The 17,385-nt window shown below is 62.5% G+C and carries 15 protein-coding genes; 1 reads left to right on the top strand and 14 read right to left on the bottom strand.

What is annotated here, in order from left to right; genetic code table 11:
- Positions 1–38 precede the first annotated feature (38 nt).
- The 4 genes from Thiosp_RS14045 to Thiosp_RS14030 are packed head-to-tail and all read right to left on the bottom strand — an operon-like array spanning position 39 to position 6,487.
- On the bottom strand, positions 39–1,133 hold the full coding sequence (locus tag Thiosp_RS14045; RefSeq protein ID WP_201063367.1) for a hypothetical protein: 1,095 nt from the start codon (positions 1,131–1,133) through the stop codon (positions 39–41).
- Positions 1,134–1,162: 29 nt separating this feature from the next.
- A complete protein-coding gene (locus tag Thiosp_RS14040) occupies positions 1,163–2,287 on the bottom strand; it encodes a hypothetical protein (protein WP_201063368.1) in 1,125 nt (374 codons plus the stop codon).
- Between the two features lie 36 nt (positions 2,288–2,323).
- On the bottom strand, positions 2,324–3,565 hold the full coding sequence (gene odhB, locus Thiosp_RS14035; protein ID WP_201063369.1) for a 2-oxoglutarate dehydrogenase complex dihydrolipoyllysine-residue succinyltransferase: 1,242 nt from the start codon (positions 3,563–3,565) through the stop codon (positions 2,324–2,326).
- A 15-nt stretch (positions 3,566–3,580) separates the two neighbouring features.
- Positions 3,581–6,487: a 2-oxoglutarate dehydrogenase E1 component gene (locus tag Thiosp_RS14030; RefSeq protein WP_201063370.1), complete on the bottom strand. Its 2,907-nt coding sequence runs from the start codon at positions 6,485–6,487 to the stop codon at positions 3,581–3,583.
- Positions 6,488–6,646: 159 nt separating this feature from the next.
- Here Thiosp_RS14030 and Thiosp_RS14025 point away from each other — a divergent pair, with 159 nt between their 5' ends.
- Positions 6,647–6,904 (top strand): hypothetical protein, encoded by a 258-nt coding sequence (locus tag Thiosp_RS14025; protein WP_201063371.1) that lies wholly within the window; start codon positions 6,647–6,649, stop codon positions 6,902–6,904.
- Positions 6,905–6,913: 9 nt separating this feature from the next.
- On the opposite strand, the gene Thiosp_RS14020 is transcribed toward Thiosp_RS14025, so the two are convergent.
- The 10 genes from Thiosp_RS14020 to atpE all read right to left on the bottom strand — a co-directional run bounded on the left by Thiosp_RS14020 (position 6,914) and on the right by atpE (position 17,339).
- Positions 6,914–7,639: a flagellar brake protein gene (locus Thiosp_RS14020; protein WP_201063372.1), complete on the bottom strand. Its 726-nt coding sequence runs from the start codon at positions 7,637–7,639 to the stop codon at positions 6,914–6,916.
- A gap of 435 nt (positions 7,640–8,074) precedes the next feature.
- Positions 8,075–9,907 carry a glutamine--fructose-6-phosphate transaminase (isomerizing) gene (gene glmS / locus Thiosp_RS14015; RefSeq protein ID WP_201063373.1) on the bottom strand — a complete coding sequence of 611 codons (1,833 nt, stop codon included), beginning with the start codon at positions 9,905–9,907 and terminating at the stop codon, positions 8,075–8,077.
- A gap of 10 nt (positions 9,908–9,917) precedes the next feature.
- Positions 9,918–11,291, bottom strand: coding sequence for a bifunctional UDP-N-acetylglucosamine diphosphorylase/glucosamine-1-phosphate N-acetyltransferase GlmU (gene glmU, locus Thiosp_RS14010; protein ID WP_201063374.1), 1,374 nt, complete (start codon positions 11,289–11,291; stop codon positions 9,918–9,920).
- Positions 11,292–11,460: 169 nt separating this feature from the next.
- Positions 11,461–11,886, bottom strand: a complete 426-nt coding sequence (locus tag Thiosp_RS14005; RefSeq protein ID WP_201063375.1) for a F0F1 ATP synthase subunit epsilon — start codon at positions 11,884–11,886, stop codon at positions 11,461–11,463.
- A gap of 100 nt (positions 11,887–11,986) precedes the next feature.
- Positions 11,987–13,363, bottom strand: coding sequence for a F0F1 ATP synthase subunit beta (gene atpD, locus Thiosp_RS14000; protein ID WP_201063376.1), 1,377 nt, complete (start codon positions 13,361–13,363; stop codon positions 11,987–11,989).
- 81 nt (positions 13,364–13,444) lie between these two features.
- Positions 13,445–14,314, bottom strand: coding sequence for a F0F1 ATP synthase subunit gamma (gene atpG, locus Thiosp_RS13995; protein WP_201063377.1), 870 nt, complete (start codon positions 14,312–14,314; stop codon positions 13,445–13,447).
- A 144-nt stretch (positions 14,315–14,458) separates the two neighbouring features.
- Positions 14,459–16,000, bottom strand: a complete 1,542-nt coding sequence (atpA, locus tag Thiosp_RS13990) for a F0F1 ATP synthase subunit alpha (protein ID WP_201063378.1) — start codon at positions 15,998–16,000, stop codon at positions 14,459–14,461.
- 13 nt (positions 16,001–16,013) lie between these two features.
- On the bottom strand, positions 16,014–16,568 hold the full coding sequence (locus Thiosp_RS13985; RefSeq protein ID WP_201063379.1) for a F0F1 ATP synthase subunit delta: 555 nt from the start codon (positions 16,566–16,568) through the stop codon (positions 16,014–16,016).
- A 9-nt stretch (positions 16,569–16,577) separates the two neighbouring features.
- Positions 16,578–17,048: a F0F1 ATP synthase subunit B gene (locus Thiosp_RS13980; protein ID WP_201063380.1), complete on the bottom strand. Its 471-nt coding sequence runs from the start codon at positions 17,046–17,048 to the stop codon at positions 16,578–16,580.
- Positions 17,049–17,105: 57 nt separating this feature from the next.
- On the bottom strand, positions 17,106–17,339 hold the full coding sequence (gene atpE, locus Thiosp_RS13975) for a F0F1 ATP synthase subunit C (protein WP_200280342.1): 234 nt from the start codon (positions 17,337–17,339) through the stop codon (positions 17,106–17,108).
- Between the last annotated feature and the right edge of the window lie 46 nt (positions 17,340–17,385).

Genomic DNA, 17,385 nt, shown 5'->3' with positions numbered 1-17,385 from the left:
TACCCGACCCGAAACCCAAAGTTCATCTGTCGTTTCTGCTATGACGAGCTGCGCTGCAGCCAGGGCAGGAGATGCTTGAGCGTTTGGTCGATGCCGGTTGGTGCGACGGGTTTGTGGTTGGACTGGCGGGTTTGCTCTAGCAGTGTCTCGAGGGGTTCGACGATGTCGCCGCGTGCGAGCCGTTCGGTCGCGATGACGTCGGTGGGTACCTGGTGGCGCAGCCAGTCGATCAGTGCTTGGGTTTCGGGCCAGTCATCGCGGGGGACATAGAGCACGGGTATGCCATGGCAGGCGGCCTCGGCGAAGCTGCCATAGCCGGGCTTGGTGATCATGGCGTCGCAGGAGGCGAGTACTTCGAGCATGCCGAGTCCTGGGCCGCCGATGCGGCTGACCGTGGAGCTTGCGGGAATGCCGGGGTCGGCGGTGAGAAGCTGCATGCGCGCGCGTGCGAGTGGTTCTGGGTCGAGTGCTAGGGTGCCGGTGCCGCCGAATTGCATCAGGATTAGGCGCTGATCCTGTGCCAATCCCAGCTGCTTGCGCAAACCCTTTGGATCGCGCGGGCGCTGTTCGGCGATGGGACCGACGGCGATGCTGTTTTCCAGCCAGGGCATGGCCATGGACGGGGCCGGGCGAATGAATAACTTGGCACCGGCATACGCCGATTGCAGGCGGGCCGTTACAGCCTTGGGGAGGCGTTCGCCGACTGGGCTCTGTTGCAGAATATCCAGCCAGTTTAAGGAGCACAGGCCCGCGGCTGGAATGCCGAGTTGGCGGGCGGCATCGAGTGGGAGCCAGGGGATGTCGGCCAGCAGCAGGTCCGGGCGGGCGTCTTCCAGGAGTGCGATCTGGTGCGCGAGATGGCGGTCGTAGTCGGCCTCGAACGCTTGGTAGAGCGCGAGCCCTTGCTCCCAGCGCACCTGTAGCGGGTTGTCCATCGGCAGGGCGACATCGGCGGCGTGCGCGACCTGCTCGACGCCCGCCGGCAGGCGGTAGCGGACGACTTCGGGATTCAGGTTTCCCTGCAGGGTGACGCGCAGCGCGGGAAGGCGCTGACGCAGCGCGTGAATGACGGGCGCGACCTGCGCTAGATGCCCGTAGCCGTGGGCGGTGACGGCAACATACAAATGAGCCATGGCTGACTGCGACGAAGGAGTGGCGGTTCTCAGTCGCTGGCGTATTGTTGCTCTGCGGCGGGCGCCGGGCGCTGCTGTTGCTCGGAGGCTGGCGCATTGGCGGGTGGCGGGCGCTGCTGCTCGGATGCTGGTGCATCGGCGGGTGCCGTCTGGCCACCAGAGTCAAGTGCATACTCGCGGCTGAACAAGAGCTCGCCGACGGGAATCACTACCTGCACACTGCGGCGGATGGTGCCGGCATTGCAGGTCTCGCAGGCGCAGCTGTGGATGAGTGCCTTGAGCTTGGCGCCCTCGGGGGCGGCGGCTTCGATCGCGCGGAAGCGCTCGAACTGCTCGGCGCTGAGATGCTTGGCTTCATCGGTGTCGCAATCCAGGCTCTGGCCTTCCAGACACAGATCGCCGTGGGTGATGTCGTCGAAGCGGATTTTGCGATAACGCTCAAGGCTGTCGAAGGGTTCGTAGGCGGCTGCGCGGATGGCGTCGAGGATTTCATCCTCTGGCAGCAGGTTGAGCTTGAATCTGGCCCTGGCGTTGTCATCCATGTGGTTCTCGACCCAGGTGGCGAGCTGCTGGGTGCGCCGCTGCTGGGACGCTTGCCGCCGGGCGGCGGCCTGGGCCTTTTGCTTTTCCATGTCGCGGTTGCGCTGCTCGGCGAGCTCGCGCGCTTCGTCGAGCTTTTCGGCCAGGACTTGCTCGATGCGTGCGAGCTCCTCGGTGGCATCGCGCTCCGGCAGGGGTGGGGCTTCGACGTCTCCGGCGGGCAGGGCGGCGCTGTAGTAAATGGCCGGCCAGTCCTTGCGGATAAAGCGCTCCGGGGGCTGTTGCGTCCAGTACCTGAGGTAGGCGTCGGCCTGGGCCTTCCATTCGGCCCGTTGCTGGATCAGGGCGAGCTCGTGGATGCGTGCGCATTTGATGCGCCAGCGCAGCCAGGCGCGGATATCTGGCGTGGCCGTTTCTGGTGGAGCCGGGTAGCTGCCGGGTGTCGGCAAAGGCGCGGTTAGGTCGGTGACGCCGTGCTGTTCCGGTGCGAAGGCGAGCGCGTTGCGCTCGTCAAGATTGAGCTCACGCGGGTCGACTTCGGCGATCAGATCACCATAGATGTCGCAGCCGGCAAGGACGGCGGCGACGCGGTCGACACGGATCATGACCTTCATTGGTGGCGGTAATCCTCTGGCGCTAGCGTGACCAGATTATAAATTCAGCAAGAGTCTGGTCGGGTCTTCGACGGCATTTTTGATCGCCACGAGAAAGCGCACTGCTTCGCGTCCATCGATCAGCCGATGATCATAGGATAACGCGAGATACATCATTGGGCGAATGGCAACTTGCCCGTCGATGGCCACCGGGCGCTCCTCGACCTTGTGCATGCCGAGAATGGCGCTCTGTGGCGGGTTGACGATAGGGGTCGAGAGCAGAGAGCCGAAAACGCCGCCGTTGGTGATGGAGAAGGTTCCGCCGGTGAGTTCGTCAAAGCTCAGGCTGCCGTCACGCGCTTTACTGCCAAAGGTGGTGATTCCGGCTTCGATCTCGGCCAGGCCGAGGCGGTCGCAGTCGCGCAGGATGGGGACCACCAAGCCGCGCTCGGTGCTGACCGCAATGCCGATGTCGTAATAGCCATGATAGAGAATGTCGTTGCCGTCGATGGTGGCGTTGACGATGGGGAATTGCTGGAGCGCAGCCACCGCGGCCTTGACGAAAAACGACATCATGCCAAGGCGCACGCCGTGCTGCTGCTCGAAGGCATCGCGGTAGCGGGCGCGCACCGCCAGCACGGCGCTCATGTCGACCTCATTGAAGGTGGTGAGCGCGGCGGTTTGCTGTTGTGCCGCGAGCAGGCGCTCGGCAATGCGCGCGCGCAGGCGGGTCATCGGAACCCGCTGCTGCGGTCGCGTCTCATCCGTTGCTGGCGCGCGGGCACTGGCTTGGGTGCTCGCCGACGCGTCGGCCTCGTGCAAGAAGGCTGCCTGGTCGCCGTCGGCCTCGGGCTCGGTCGCTTCGTGGCGGTCGAGCCAGGCAACCACATCGGCCTTGTGAATGCGCCCATCGCGGCCGCTGCCCGGTATTTGCGACGCATCCAGCCCCAACTCGGTGATCAGCAGCCGCGCGGCCGGTGCGACCGGGGTGTCGCGCTCGGCGCTCGGGTGAGGGGTTGGCGGCTGATCGGAAGGCCGCGCTTGAGCTTGGGTGCCCGCCTGGCTCTCGTCGATGCGCGCGAGCAGGGTCTCGGCGCTGACGGTGTCGCCGGCCTTGGCCAGAATCTCTTGCAGAACGCCATCGCAGGGGGCTGGGACTTCCAGTACCACCTTGTCGGTCTCGAGGTCGAGCAGGGTCTCGTTGGCGCGCACCGGGTCGCCGGGGTTTTTGTGCCACTCGAGTATCGTCGCATCGGCAACGGACTCAGGCAGGGCGGGGACATGAACCTCAGTTGTCATGGTGATGATTGGTTGTCATGGCGATGGAGAAATGCGATCGATGTTGTGATTCATGCTGGGGCTGACGCGACCGGTCAAGGCTTGGTCGATCAGCCGTTGCTGCTGTTCGAGATGTACCGAGCGATGCCCAACGGCAGGTGCCGCCGAGGCCGGTCGGCCAACATAATAGACCCGTTTGCCCTCGCGGATCAGCGCCTGAAAGCGGTGCTTGATCAGATCCCAGGCGCCCTGGTTCTGGGCCTCTTCCTGGCACCAGATGAATTCCTCCACCTCGGCGTAGTTGGCCAGTGTGGCGGCAAATTCCTCTTTCGGAAAGGGGTAGAGCTGTTCAATGCGCACCAGGGCGACATTTTCTAAGCCCCGGGTGTGGCGTTCTTCAAGCAGGTCGAAGTACAGCTTGCCACTGCAGAAAACAACGCGCTCGATGCCTTCGCTCGGCAGCGGGTCGCATTCGGGAATCAACGGCTGGAAGCCGCCGCGGCTGAGGTCCTCAAGCGCGGAGACCGCCAGGCGGTGGCGCAGCAGGCTCTTGGGCGTCATCACGATCAGCGGGCGCCGATAGGGGCGCAGCATCTGGCGGCGCAGCAGGTGGAAAATTTGCGCTGGCGTGGTGGGGACGCAAACCTGCATATTGTGCTCCGCGCACAGCTGCAGATAGCGCTCGAGTCGGGCGGAGGAATGTTCGGCGCCCTGGCCCTCGAGACCATGCGGCAGCAGCATGACCAGGCCGCATTGAAGTCCCCATTTGGTGCCGGCGGAGCTGATGAACTGATCAAACACCACCTGGGCGCCGTTGGCGAAGTCGCCAAACTGCGCCTCCCAGAGTGTCAGCGCGTCGGGCTCCGCGCTCGCGAAGCCGTATTCAAACCCCAGCACCGCTTCCTCTGAGAGGATGGAGTCAATCGCGACGAAAGCGCCTTGATCCGCGCTGAGATGCTGCAGCGGCGTGTATTCATCGCCGCTGGCCTGACAGTGGATTTTCGCATGGCGATGAAAAAATGTGCCCCGCCCGGCATCCTGACCGCATAGCCGCACCGGGGTGCCGGCCTCCAGCAGGCTGGCGTAGGCCATGTTCTCGGCAAAGCCCCAGTTGATCAGCTGCTCGCCGGCGGCCATCTGGCGGCGTTCGGACCAGATCTTGGTCACCCGCGGGTGCAGTTCGAAGCCGTCAGGCAGGCGCAACAGGCGCTCAGCCAGCGCACGTATGTCATTCAGGGGGAGGGCGGTGTCGTGGGGTGCGGTCCAGTGGCTGTCGGCAAAGCGGCGCCAGTCGGTGCGCCAGTTGGCGCGAGCACCCTGCTCATTTTCATGCAGCACCGGGCGGGTGACCACTAGGCCATGCTCGATGGCGTGGCGGTAGTCGGCCATCATGGCATCGGCGGCGTCCGCGGTCAGATCGTCGGCGGCGATCAGACGCTGGGCATAGATGGCGCGTGCACTCGGGTGCTGGCGAATCTTGCGATACATCAGCGGCTGGGTCACCGCCGGCTCGTCGGCCTCGTTGTGGCCGAGGCGGCGGTAGCAGACCAGATCGATAAAGACATCGCGGCGAAAGCGGTTGCGAAAATCGAGCGCCATGCGGGTGACAAAAATCACTGCCTCGGGATCATCCCCGTTAACATGAAACACGGGCCCCTGGACCATCTTGGCGACATCGGTGCAATAGAGCGTCGAGCGGGTGTCGAGTGGATTGCTGGTGGTGAAGCCAATCTGGTTGTTGATGATGATGTGCACCGTGCCACCGGTGCCATGGCTGCGCGTCTGCGACAGCTGCAGGGTCTCCATCACCACGCCCTGACCGGCGAAGGCTGAGTCGCCATGAATTAGCACCGGCAGCACCTGTTTGCCGGCGTGGTCGCCGCGACGGCGCTGGCGCGCGCGCACCGAGCCTTGAATGACCGGATTGATGATCTCGAGATGGGACGGATTGAAACCCAGTGCCAGGTGCACCGGTCCACCCGGGGTGTCGACATCGCTGGCGAAACCGAGATGGTATTTCACGTCGCCGGCGCGCTGGCCCGATTTGAGCGCGACCCGGCCCTCGAACTCGGCAAAGATATCCTGTGGTGGCTTGCCCAGTACATTGGTCAGCACGTTGAGGCGGCCGCGATGGGCCATGCCGATGACGATCTCGCGCGCGCCGTCGCGCCCCGCGCGCTGGATGAGCTCATCGAGCAGCGGGATCATCGCCTCGCCACCCTCGAGCGAGAAACGCTTTTGTCCGACATAGCGCCGGTGTAGATGCTGCTCGATGCCCTCGGCCGCGGTGAGCAACTGGAGCAGCCAGCGGCGGTCCTTGGCGGTCAGCTCCGGGCGCGCCTGGTAGCTCTCGACGCGTTTTTGCACCCACCGCTTCTCAGGCGTGGTGGTGATGTGCATATACTCGCAGCCGACGCTGCCGCGGTAGCTGCGCTCGAGCCGGGCGATGATTTCGCGCAGCGTCATATGCTCGGGGCCGTAGAGCGATCCGCTGTGAAAGACTTGATCCAGATCACTCTCGAGCAAGCCGTGGTAGCTTGGCTCCATATCCGCCACCTCGGGCGGCGGGCGCAGGCGCAAGGGGTCAAGGTCGGCAAGCTGATGGCCACGACAGCGGTAGGTGTTGATCAGCCGCAGCACGGCAGCTTGCTTGGCGATGTTGACATCCAAAGCGCCGTCCAGGGAGCCGCGTGCCTGAGGCGTCTGCTGAACCGACCAACCGGCATTGCTTAGGGCGTCTTTCGCGCGGGTGAAGTGCTCGCGCTCGCGCTGGTGAGATAGGTCTTCGTCGGCACGCTTGGGCAGAGCGTCGAAGCGCTCACGCCAGTCGCGTTCCACGCTGGCGGGATCGCGCAGGTAACGCTCGTAGAGTTGCTCGATGAAGGCTGCGTTGCCGCCGTGAAAAGCGGATGAGTCGTGAAAAAGCTCAAGGAGCGCGTTCATTGGGTGGGTCGCTGTCAGCGTGCGTGAGTAAGGATTGATGTTGCGGAGCGCCGAGCGTGGCGTTTTGTCCTTATGCAATCATGGCACGAGACCGCGGTGCGCGCATGGAATACAATTGCCAGAAGTGTTGAGAGCTAATCGCAGCGCAACGAGGACTGAATGACCGATAAAGCCCCGGCCAAGGCGCCACCCACGCCAAACATTGGTGAGAGCCCTGACGCGCGTGAGGAAATTATCCAGCGGCGCCTGGTTATGATCCAACTCCAGTCCGATCTGGCTTATTTTCAGGCACGGCTCGGGCTTATCGGTGAGCCCAAGACGACTAATCAGGAAGCCCAGCGGCGCACCTTTAAGCTGCTCCATCAGGCCGTTGGTCAGCAGATGATTAAAGCCCGCAAGAGCGGCGCCGGCAAGTAACGCGCGCTGTCAGTCTTCGAACTCGGCCAGCACCTGGCGCTGGATTTCCATCACCGCGCGGGTGATCGTGTGGGCGTCTTTTCTCGATAGGCACAGAAATTCCAGGCCAAGGACCAGGTCGCCGTCGCCGTTTCCGGGGCGGCAGTTGCGCACCTCGGCATCGACGGTCACATCAAGAATGTTCGGAACCCGGATGCGACTCTGGTAGAGACTGGTGCCCTCACTGATCAAAGAGGCGGTCTTTCCGCTTACGCACATGGCGGCGCCCGTGGCAGACAAATTGTGTAACATGGCGCGAAACGGATGTGCTTCTTCTCGGACCGGGCTTTCGATCTCGCCGGTCATGGTCGCCGTGAGGCGCGGGGGCAGCTGAATGCGAAAGGCGTTACGCCGCTGCAGCTGATAGAGCTTGTCGGGGTAAGGAATCTCGTAATAGCGCTCGCCATCTTCGATGACGACATCGAGTTGGTCAGTATGGAACCAGCTGTAGAGGGATTCGATCGAGCCGCGGATTTCGAGTTTTTCTTCGTTCTCGATGGTTTCGCCAATGGGGGGCGGCAAGGCGTCGAGCAGCATGTACTCAGCAAAGGGGTCGTTGTCGACAATTTTTGAGTTGGCCTTGCAATCGCCACCGATTGTTGACAGGCAGAGCTTCCCCCGCGCCTTGAAATGCTTGGTGAGAACCTTCGCGATGATCTCGGAATTTTCAATGCAGTTGATTTGATCGCTGTCCATGGGAGTGCTGCGCGGGCTAAAAATTTCGCCTGCATGAAGCGACCGGTGCTACCCGGTGACGGCTCATGATTAAGGCGACCGCAGAATATGATTGCATGGGCGCCATTTTAACCCCGATGGGGAAATGCTCAAGGCGAAACGCGCATGGTATCGATCGTCTCATGAAGACGAAAGCGGCTGCTTCAGCATAACCTTTATGACTCCGCGACGCAGACTGACCAATTCTGTGAAATACGCCAAAAAGCTCGGTGAACGGGAGACCGGCAGCCGGGACGGGGTATCTTCGACCGCGCAGGTTTGAGCCTACACTTTTCAAGCAGAGCCCACAAGATCGTGCATCTGGTGGTGTTGATCAAGGTCGCGTGCTAGGCCCGGCGACACCGGTTTGACTCTGTCCATTGACTCAGGGCGTGTGCGCTGGTCGGGGTGGATAGGCTATTCGACGGTGACGGATTTGGCAAGATTGCGTGGTTGGTCAACATCCGTGCCTTTCAGCACGGCCACATGATAGGCCAGCAGTTGCATCGGAATGCTGAACACCAGCGGATCGATCAGGTCATCGGTCTCCGGCAGCCGCCGCACATGTACGCCATCGGCTTGCTGCCAGGCCACTTTATCGTCTGCAAAGACGAATAATTCGCCTCCCCGAGCGCGCACTTCCTCGAGATTGGATTTGAGCTTCTCGAGCAGGGCATTGTTGGGCGCGACTGCCACCACTGGCATGTCTTCGTCAATCAAGGCCAAGGGGCCGTGCTTGAGCTCGCCGGCCGGATAGGCCTCGGCGTGAATGTAGGAAATTTCCTTAAGCTTGAGCGCGCCCTCCATCGCGATGGCGTGCTGCTCCCCGCGCCCGAGGAAAAGCGTGTGATGCTTCTCCACGAAATGCTGGGCTAGTTCCGCGACGGCCTCGTCGATGGTGAGCGCGCGCTCAATCTGGGTTGGGAGGTTGCGCAGGACTGCGACGGCATGGGCCTCGCGCTCAGCGCTCAGGTGACGCCGATGCCCAAGCGCGAGTGTCAGCAGCAGCAGGGCGGCCAACTGGGTGGTAAAGGCTTTGGTTGAGGCCACGCCGATCTCTGGGCCGGCGCGGGTCAGCAGTTGCAGTTCGGATTCGCGCACCAGCGAGCTCTCGGCCACATTGCAGATGGCGAGCGTGCCGAGGTAGCCGGCCTGCTTGGCCATCTGCAGTGCAGCGAGGGTGTCCGCGGTCTCGCCGGATTGGGAGATGGTGACAAACAGGGATGCTTCCGGCACCACGTGCTGGCGGTAGCGGTATTCGCTGGCCACCTCCACCTGGCAATGGATGCCGGCGAGTGATTCGATCCAGTGCTTGGCCACCAGACCGGCATGAAAGCTGGTTCCGCAGGCGACAATGGTGACCGCACGCACCTGTGCGAACAGCGCCTCGGCCTCGGTGCCGAAGGCCGCGGGGAGGACATGGTCGGCGCCAAGGCGTCCCTCCAGGGTTTCGGCGATGGCGCGCGGCTGCTCGTAGATCTCCTTTAGCATGAAATGCCGGTACTGGCCGCGCTCGGTGGCATCAACCGAAAGGGTGGAGGTGCGCACGAGCCGCTCGACTTCCTGCCCGTCGGCATTCCAGATGTGCAAGGAGGTGCGCGTCAGCTCGGCGAGGTCGCCGTCTTCAAGAAAGATAAACCGATTGGTCACCGGCAGCAGGGCCGGCACGTCGGAGGCGATGAAATACTCTTGAAAGCCCACGCCAATCACCAGCGGGCTGCCGCGACGGGCGGCGACCAGCCGCTCGGGGTCTTGACGGTCGATCACGCCAAGCGCATAGGCGCCTTGCAGGCGTTGGCAGCAGTCGCGCACGGCCTCGGTCAGGTCGAGCCCGGCCTCGAGCGCGTCGTGAATTGCGTGGACCGCGACCTCGGTGTCCGTCTCTGACGTGAACCTGTGCCCGGCATCGCGCTGCTGCTGCCGCAGCGTCTCATGGTTTTCGATGATGCCGTTGTGCACCAGGGCGCAGCGCTCGTGGCAAATGTGCGGGTGCGCATTGCGCTGCGCGGGCTCGCCATGGGTTGCCCAGCGGGTGTGGGCGATCCCCAGGGTCCCGGGCAGCGTGGTGTCCGCCAGGACCTCGGCCAAGGCCGCGACCTTGCCCAGGCAGCGCAAGCGTTTTAGCTCACCTGCCTCGGACAGCACTGCGATGCCGGCGGAGTCGTAGCCGCGGTATTCCAGCCGCCGCAAGCCTTCAATCAGGATGTCAGCAACGGGACGTTGGGCGATGGCACCGACAATGCCGCACATAATGAATCACCTAAGGTTTCTTCTGCTGTTTGCGCGGGCGCTCCCAGCCATCGATCGTCTTCTGGGGGGCGCGGGTCAGAGTCAGTCGGCCGGCCGGTGCGTCGCGGGCGATGACCGATCCGGCACCAATGGTAGCGTCCGCGCCGACCTCGACCGGGGCTACCAGCGCGGAGTTGGAGCCGATAAAGGCACCATCGCCGATCTTGGTCAGATGCTTGTTGGCGCCGTCGTAATTGCAGGTGATGGTGCCGGCGCCGATGTTGACCTGGCTGCCGAGTTCGGCATTGCCGATGTAGCTGAGGTGATTGACCTTGGTGCCTGCCGCAATGCTGGATTTCTTGACTTCGACAAAGTTGCCGATGTGGCAATGATCGCCGATGTCGGCCTCCGGCCGCAGACGCGCGAAGGGACCGATGCGCGCGCCGGCGCCGACGTGCGCGCCCTCGACAATGCTGTTGGCAAAGATTTCGCTGCCGGTGCCGATTTCGCAGTCTTTGAGCAGGCAGTTCGGCCCAATGCGCACGTTCGCGCCAAGTCTCACCCGGCCTTCGACGATCAGGTTCACATCGAGCGTCACATCGCGTTCGCAGATCAGGGTGCCGCGGATGTCGAGTCGCGCCGGGTCAAGTACCGTGGTGCCCTGGATCATCAGGGTCTCGGCCAGGCGGCGCTGATGGTAGCGTTCCAGCTCAGCGAGCTGGAGGCGGTCATTGACGCCGGCGATTTCCTGCGGCGCCTCGGGGTGGGTGGTGATGACCTCAATCCCCTGAGCAGTCGCCATGCCGATTACATCGGTCAGATAGTATTCGCCCTGTACATTGTCGTTGCCGATTTGCGTCAGCCATTCGCCCAGGCGACGCGCGTCGGCGACGATGATGCCAGTGTTGATTTCCTGAATGCCCAGCTCGGCTTCGCTGGCGTCTTTGTGCTCGACAATGCGCAGTACATGACCGCGTTTGTCGCGCACAATGCGACCATAGCCACTGGGGTCATCCATGTGCATGCTGATCAGCCCCAGCGCCTTTCCATTGCTGTCGGCCACCAGGCGATTCAGGGTCTCGGGCTCAATCAGCGGAACATCGCCATAGAGCACCAGGATGCGGTCCATGCCCGCCATGCTGGGCATGGCTTGGAGTACGGCATGGCCGGTGCCAAGACGCTCGCTCTGCTCGACCCAATCGCAGTTTGCGTCCGCCAGGGTCTTGGGCACCAGATCCCCGCCATGACCATAAACGCAGCAGATGCGCACCGCGCCAAGGGCTTCGGCCGCATCCAGAACATGGCGCAGCAAGGGACGACCGGCCAGCGGATGCAGGATCTTGGGCAACGCCGAGCGCATCCGGGTGCCTTTGCCGGCAGCGAGAATGACGACACCGAGTTTCATGGCAACGCTGTCTCCCGATGATGGATGCCGCGCGAATGATCGGGGCTAAATGGGGAAAGAGGACCGAAACCAGCGGACATGCAAAGATTTTTGCGCATAACGCAAAAACCCTCGCGAGTGGCGAGGGTTTGCGATAGGCAGTTGGTGCTGCGTGCCCTGGCCAGTTGAATCAACTCGCTCGCATCTTGCGCAATTTCTCGATCGCGCGCAACTGGGCGATGGCCTCGGCCAGCTCAGCCTGAGCCTTGGCGTATTCGAACTCGGCCGCCTTGCCAGCCAATGCGTCCTCGGCGCGGCGTTTGGCTTCGAGTGCCTTGGCCTCGTCGATGTTCTGGGCGCGGATGGCGGTGTCGGCCAGCACGGTGACCACGTCCGGCTGCACTTCGAGCATGCCACCGGAGACGTAGAAATGCTCCATGCCGCCCTTGTCGTCCTCTACCCGCACATCGCCTGGCTTCAGCCGCGTGATCAGCGGCGTGTGGCGCGGCGCGATGCCAAGTTCGCCCATTTCGCCGGGCGCATAGACCATGGCCGCCATACCGGAGTGGATGGCACCCTCGGCGCTGACGATATCGACATGTACGGTCATTGCCATTGTGTTGAGTCTCCCTGATAGGCCGGTTGATGCAAAGCGAACAGGCGAGTGCGGAGCGTTGCGGTCTCAAATGGATGCATGCGCCGACTCGCCGTGGGCCTTACATCTTCTCAGCCTTGGCGACGGCCTCGTCGATGGAACCGACCATGTAGAAGGCCTGCTCGGGCAGGGCGTCGTGGTCGCCGTTGACGATGGCCTGGAAGCCGGCGATGGTGTCTTTGAGCGACACGTACTTGCCGGTTGCGCCGGTGAAGACCTCGGCGACGAAGAAGGGCTGAGACAGGAAGCGCTGAATCTTACGTGCGCGCGAGACGGTCAGCTTGTCTTCTTCGGACAGCTCGTCCATGCCAAGGATGGCGATGATGTCCTTGAGTTCCTTATAGCGCTGCAGGGTGCCCTGCACGGCGCGGGCGGTCTCATAGTGCTCCTGGCCGACCACGTTCGGATCGAGGATGCGGCTGGTGGAGTCGAGCGGATCGACCGCGGGGTAGATGCCGAGCTCGGCGATCTGCCGCGACAATACCAGGGTGGCGTCCAAGTGGGCGAAGGTCGTCGCCGGGGAGGGGTCGGTGAGGTCGTCCGCCGGGACATAAACCGCCTGGAAGGAGGTGATGGAACCGGTCTTGGTGGAGGTGATGCGCTCCTGCAGGGCGCCCATCTCTGAGGCCAGGGTCGGCTGGTAACCCACCGCTGAAGGCATACGGCCAAGCAACGCTGAGACCTCGGTGCCGGCTAGGGTGTAGCGGTAGATGTTGTCGACGAACATCAGCACGTCGCGGCCTTCCTCGCGGAAGAACTCGGCCATGGTCAGGCCGGTCAGGGCGACCCGCAGGCGGTTGCCCGGGGGCTCGTTCATCTGGCCATAGACCAGTGCGACCTTGTCGAGAACGTTCGACTCCTTCATCTCGTGGTAGAAGTCGTTACCCTCGCGGGTACGCTCTCCAACACCAGCGAAGACCGAATAACCCGAGTGCTCGACGGCGATGTTGCGGATCAGCTCCATGAGCGTCACGGTCTTGCCCACGCCGGCGCCGCCGAACAGGCCAACCTTGCCGCCCTTGGCGATGGGCATGATCAGATCGACAACCTTGATGCCGGTTTCCAATACCTCGGTCGAGCTGGCCTGATCCTCGAACTTGGGCGCTGGACGGTGAATGGCCCAGGTCTCATCGGCGCCGACAGCGCCGAGTTCGTCGATCGGGTTGCCGAGTACGTCCATGATGCGCCCGAGGGTGGCCTTGCCAACCGGGACATTGATGGGCGCGCCCGTGCTGCTGACATCGACACCACGCTTCAGGCCATCGGTACTGCCCATCGCGATGGTGCGCACGACGCCGTCGCCGATTTGCTGTTCCACCTCGAGCGTCAGGCCAGTGGCGTCGATTGTGAGCGCGTCATAAACCTTAGGCATCTGATCGCGCGGAAATTGCACGTCTACGACGGCACCGATGATTTCCACCACCTTACCGGAGCTCATAATGCTTTCCTCTCTTCTGCCTTGCGGCGGGTTCGAAAATTAAATTCTGAAAAACGGTGACGCACGTCAGGGTTAGGGCAGCTAGACAGCCGCAGCTCCGCTGACGATCTCGGAAATTTCCTGGGTGATCGCGGCCTGGCGCGCCTTGTTGTAGACCAGTTGCAGTTCGTCGATCAGGCTGCCGGCGTTGTCGGAGGCGGATTTCATCGCCACCATACGGGCAGCCTGTTCGCAGGCGCCGTTCTCGACCACACCCTGATAGACCAGCGATTCGATATAGCGGGCGAGCAGGTTGTCGAGCACCAGGCGGGCGTCGGGCTCGTAGATGTAATCCCATACCGGGCCGGAGGCGGCCGGCTGATCATCCTCGGGGAGAATGGGTACCAGCTGGCGCAGCGTCGGCTTCTGGGTCATGGTGTTGACGAAGTCGTTATAGGCGATGTAGACCGCATCGACCTCGCCACTCTCGAAGGCGTCGAGCATGACCTTGACCGGGCCGATGATGTCGGCGATGCGGGGCTTGTCGCCAAGTTGCGATGCCTGCGCTTTCACTTCGCCGCCAAAACGTTTGAAAAAACCAAGCGCCTTGGTGCCGATGGTACAAAACGTAATGTCGATGCCGTCGCTGCGCTTTTGTTTGAATTCCTTGACCAGCATTCTGAACAGATTGGTGTTCAGGCCACCGCACAGACCGCGGTCGGATGAGACGACAATATAGCCGACTCGCTTTACCTCGCGTTCTTGCGACATGAAGCTGTGACGATACTCGGGCGAAGCCTTGGCCAGATGGCGGATAACTTGAATCATTTTTTCCGCATAGGGACGGGTTGCCTGCATCCGTTCCTGCGCCTTGCGCATCTTGGATGCGGCGACCATCTCCATCGCGCCCGTGATCTTCTGGGTGCTTTTGATGCTCGTGATCTTGGTGCGAATTTCTTTAGCGCCAGCCATGAGGAGTTCCTGATGCGTTCCTGGTTAATCGATGGCACCCCTGGGGTGCGCATGGGCTCGTGAGCGCTGGGCAAGCCGCAGCTGTTGCATCCCCCTAGGCGCTCGGCGCGCCTGAGGGAGAGCGAGGCCGCGCGCTACCCGCGCTTACCAGGTGTTGTTAGCCTTGAAGTCCTTGATGGCTTGGTGCAAGGCTTCCTTGATGTCGTCGCTGTAGTCGCCGGTTTCGTCGATCTTGTCGATCAGACTCTTGTGCGAGCTTTTCATGTAGCCCTGCAGCGCCTGCTCGAAGGCCACCACTTTGCCGACATCCACGTCATCGAGGTAGCCCTCGTTGGCCGCGAACAGCGACACCGCCATGGCGCCCGTGGTCATCGGTGAGTACTGCATCTGCTTCATCAGCTCGGTCACGCGCTCGCCGCGTTCAAGCTGCTTGCGGGTGGTCTCGTCGAGGTCGGAGGCGAACTGCGAGAAGGCCGCCAGCTCGCGATACTGGGCCAGTGCCAGACGAATACCGCCGCCGAGCTTTTTGATGATCTTAGTCTGGGCTGCGCCACCGACACGCGAAACCGACAGACCGGCGTTGATGGCCGGGCGGATACCCGCGTTGAACAGATCGGTTTCGAGGAAGATCTGCCCGTCGGTGATGGAAATGACGTTGGTCGGGACGAAGGCCGAGACGTCACCCGCCTGGGTCTCGATGATGGGCAGCGCGGTGAGCGAGCCAGTCTTGCCGCGCACCCGACCGCCGGTTTGCTTCTCGACATAGTCGGCGTTGACGCGCGCGGCGCGCTCAAGCAGACGCGAGTGCAGATAGAACACATCACCCGGATAGGCTTCGCGGCCCGGCGGGCGGCGCAGCAGCAGGGACACCTGACGATAGGCCCAGGCCTGTTTGGTCAGGTCATCGTAGATGATGAGCGCATCCTCGCCCTTGTCGCGGAAGTACTCGCCCATGGCGCAGCCCGCGTAGGGGGCAATGAACTGCATCGCAGCCGAGTCCGAGGCACCGGCATGCACGATGATGGTGTGGTCCATGGCGCCGAATTCCTCGAGCTTGCGCTGCACGCCTGCAACCGAGGAGTTCTTCTGGCCGACGGCCACATAGATACATTTAACGCCGGTGTTTTTCTGATTGATGATGGCATCAATGGCCACCGCGGTCTTGCCGGTCTGGCGGTCGCCGATGATTAGCTCGCGCTGGCCGCGACCCACCGGGACCATGGCGTCGATGGCCTTAAGACCGGTGGGCAGGGGTTGATCGACCGACTGGCGCTGGATGACGCCGGGGGCGATTTTCTCGATCGATGAGGTCTCGCTACAATCGACCGGCCCCTTGCCGTCGACCGGGGCGCCGAGGGAGTCGACCACACGGCCGAGCAGTCCTTCGCCGACCGGGACTTCCAGCACGCGTCCGGTGCAGCGTGCCCAGTCGCCTTCAGAGAGGTGGGTGTAGTCGCCCAAGATAACGGCGCCGACCGAGTCGCGCTCGAGGTTGAGCGCTAGTCCGAAGGTGTTGTTCGGGAACTCAATCATTTCGTAATACTGAGCGTCGGACAGTCCGTAAATGCGGACAATGCCGTCGGTCAGGCTCACGATGGTGCCTTCGGCGCGCGCCTCGGTCTTGAGGTCGAACTGCTCGATTTTCTGTTTGATCAGATCACTGATCTCGGCAGGATTCAGTTGCATGGCGGTGTTCCGTTCAGAATTGCAATTCGTTTGAGAGCTGCTGCAGCTTGCCCCGGATCGAGCTGTCGATGACCAGGTCGTCGGCGCGAATTTCCACGCCGCCGATCAGGTTCTCGTCTTGCTCGACGCTGAGCTCGACCTCGGCGCCGAAGTGGGCCTTCAATGAGGTGATCAGACCCTGCTGTTCCTGATCGTCGAGCGGGAAAGCGCTGCGGACCAGGACCTTGCGCACCCCTTGCTCGGCCGTCTTGCGTAGATCGAACATGCGCGCGATCTCCGGCAGGGCAGGGAGGCGATCATTGTTTGCCAGCAGACGCACCAGATTGGCTGGGCCGCTTGGCAGTGCGTTGGCGCCGGAGTCGCTAGTGGCGACGGCCAGTACCAAGTCGCAGAGCTGCTCGCGCGCGACATTCGGGTTGCCGATGACGGTATCGAGCTGCGGGTCAGCGGCAATGGCGCCCAAGGTCATCAGCGCCTGCGACCAGGGCTCGAGCGCATCCTCGGCCTTGGCCAACGCAAAGGCAGCCTCGGCATAGGGGCGGGCGATCGTCGTGAAGTCTCCGGCCATGGTCTCGCCTTAAATTTGCTTGGCGAAGGACTCGACCAGTTCGCGGTGTGCGCTGGCGTCGATTTCCTTCTGGAGGATTTTTTCAGCCGCGGCCATCGCGAGTGTGGCGACCTGTTCACGCAGTTCTTCGCGCGCGCGGTTGGTCTCCAGCTCGATTTCAGCCTCGGCCGCGTGCTTCAGCCGGCTGCCTTCGGCAACGGCGTCTTGCTTGGCCTGCTCAAGGATATCGTTGTAGCGGCGCTGTGCCTGGTTGACGATCTCGGCGGCATCGGTTTTGGCTTTGTGCATTACCTCAAGCGCGCGCTGTTGGCCGAGCTCCTGCTCTTTGGCACCACGCTCGGCGGCAGCCAGCCCTTCAGCGATGCGCTTTTTACGGTCGTCGAGCGCGTGAATGATGGGCGGCCAGACATAGGTCATACAAAACCAGACGAAAGCCGTGAAGGAGATCATCTGGAGGATCAGTGTGAGATTGATATTCATCCGTAAGCCTCTGGAGAGACGGGTGACAGGTATCCGGCGAGTGGTGCCGGAGGCGCGTCAGACAGCGAACATCAAGTACAGACCCATGGCGATCGAGATGACCGGCAGTGCGTCGGTCAGACCCATGACGATGAAGAACTGGGTGCGCAGCATTGGAATAAGCTCCGGCTGACGCGCCGCACCTTCGAGGAAACGGCCACCGAGTACGCCGATACCAATCGCGGCGCCGACAGCGCCCAGACCAAGCATCAGACCAGCGGCGATGAATTGAACGGCTTGTGCAAGTTCCATTGTGTCCCCCGTGGGTGTTGGAAATTAAAGAGTGAAACAGAAAGAA

The sequence above is a fragment of the Thiorhodovibrio litoralis genome, assembly GCF_033954455.1.
In the GTDB taxonomy this organism is placed as follows: domain Bacteria; phylum Pseudomonadota; class Gammaproteobacteria; order Chromatiales; family Chromatiaceae; genus Thiorhodovibrio; species Thiorhodovibrio litoralis.
Note: the sequence above shows the minus strand (reverse complement) of the source record. Positions and strands in the feature narration are given on the sequence as shown.

Excerpts from the sequence above, each read along its gene's own strand:
- Thiosp_RS13985 (WP_201063379.1), bottom strand. The coding sequence starts at position 16,568 with ATGGCCGGAGACTTCACGACGATCGCCCGCCCCTATGCCGAGGCTGCC.
- atpA (WP_201063378.1), bottom strand. The coding sequence starts at position 16,000 with ATGCAACTGAATCCTGCCGAGATCAGTGATCTGATCAAACAGAAAATC.
- odhB (WP_201063369.1), bottom strand. The coding sequence starts at position 3,565 with ATGACAACTGAGGTTCATGTCCCCGCCCTGCCTGAGTCCGTTGCCGAT.
- glmS (WP_201063373.1), bottom strand. The coding sequence starts at position 9,907 with ATGTGCGGCATTGTCGGTGCCATCGCCCAACGTCCCGTTGCTGACATC.
- Thiosp_RS14020 (WP_201063372.1), bottom strand. The coding sequence starts at position 7,639 with ATGGACAGCGATCAAATCAACTGCATTGAAAATTCCGAGATCATCGCG.
- atpG (WP_201063377.1), bottom strand. The coding sequence starts at position 14,314 with ATGGCTGGCGCTAAAGAAATTCGCACCAAGATCACGAGCATCAAAAGC.
- Thiosp_RS14040 (WP_201063368.1), bottom strand. The coding sequence starts at position 2,287 with ATGAAGGTCATGATCCGTGTCGACCGCGTCGCCGCCGTCCTTGCCGGC.
- Thiosp_RS13980 (WP_201063380.1), bottom strand. The coding sequence starts at position 17,048 with ATGAATATCAATCTCACACTGATCCTCCAGATGATCTCCTTCACGGCT.
- Thiosp_RS14025 (WP_201063371.1), top strand. The coding sequence starts at position 6,647 with ATGACCGATAAAGCCCCGGCCAAGGCGCCACCCACGCCAAACATTGGT.
- Thiosp_RS14030 (WP_201063370.1), bottom strand. The coding sequence starts at position 6,487 with ATGAACGCGCTCCTTGAGCTTTTTCACGACTCATCCGCTTTTCACGGC.
- Thiosp_RS14005 (WP_201063375.1), bottom strand. The coding sequence starts at position 11,886 with ATGGCAATGACCGTACATGTCGATATCGTCAGCGCCGAGGGTGCCATC.
- atpD (WP_201063376.1), bottom strand. The coding sequence starts at position 13,363 with ATGAGCTCCGGTAAGGTGGTGGAAATCATCGGTGCCGTCGTAGACGTG.
- Thiosp_RS14045 (WP_201063367.1), bottom strand. The coding sequence starts at position 1,133 with ATGGCTCATTTGTATGTTGCCGTCACCGCCCACGGCTACGGGCATCTA.
- glmU (WP_201063374.1), bottom strand. The coding sequence starts at position 11,291 with ATGAAACTCGGTGTCGTCATTCTCGCTGCCGGCAAAGGCACCCGGATG.
- atpE (WP_200280342.1), bottom strand. The coding sequence starts at position 17,339 with ATGGAACTTGCACAAGCCGTTCAATTCATCGCCGCTGGTCTGATGCTT.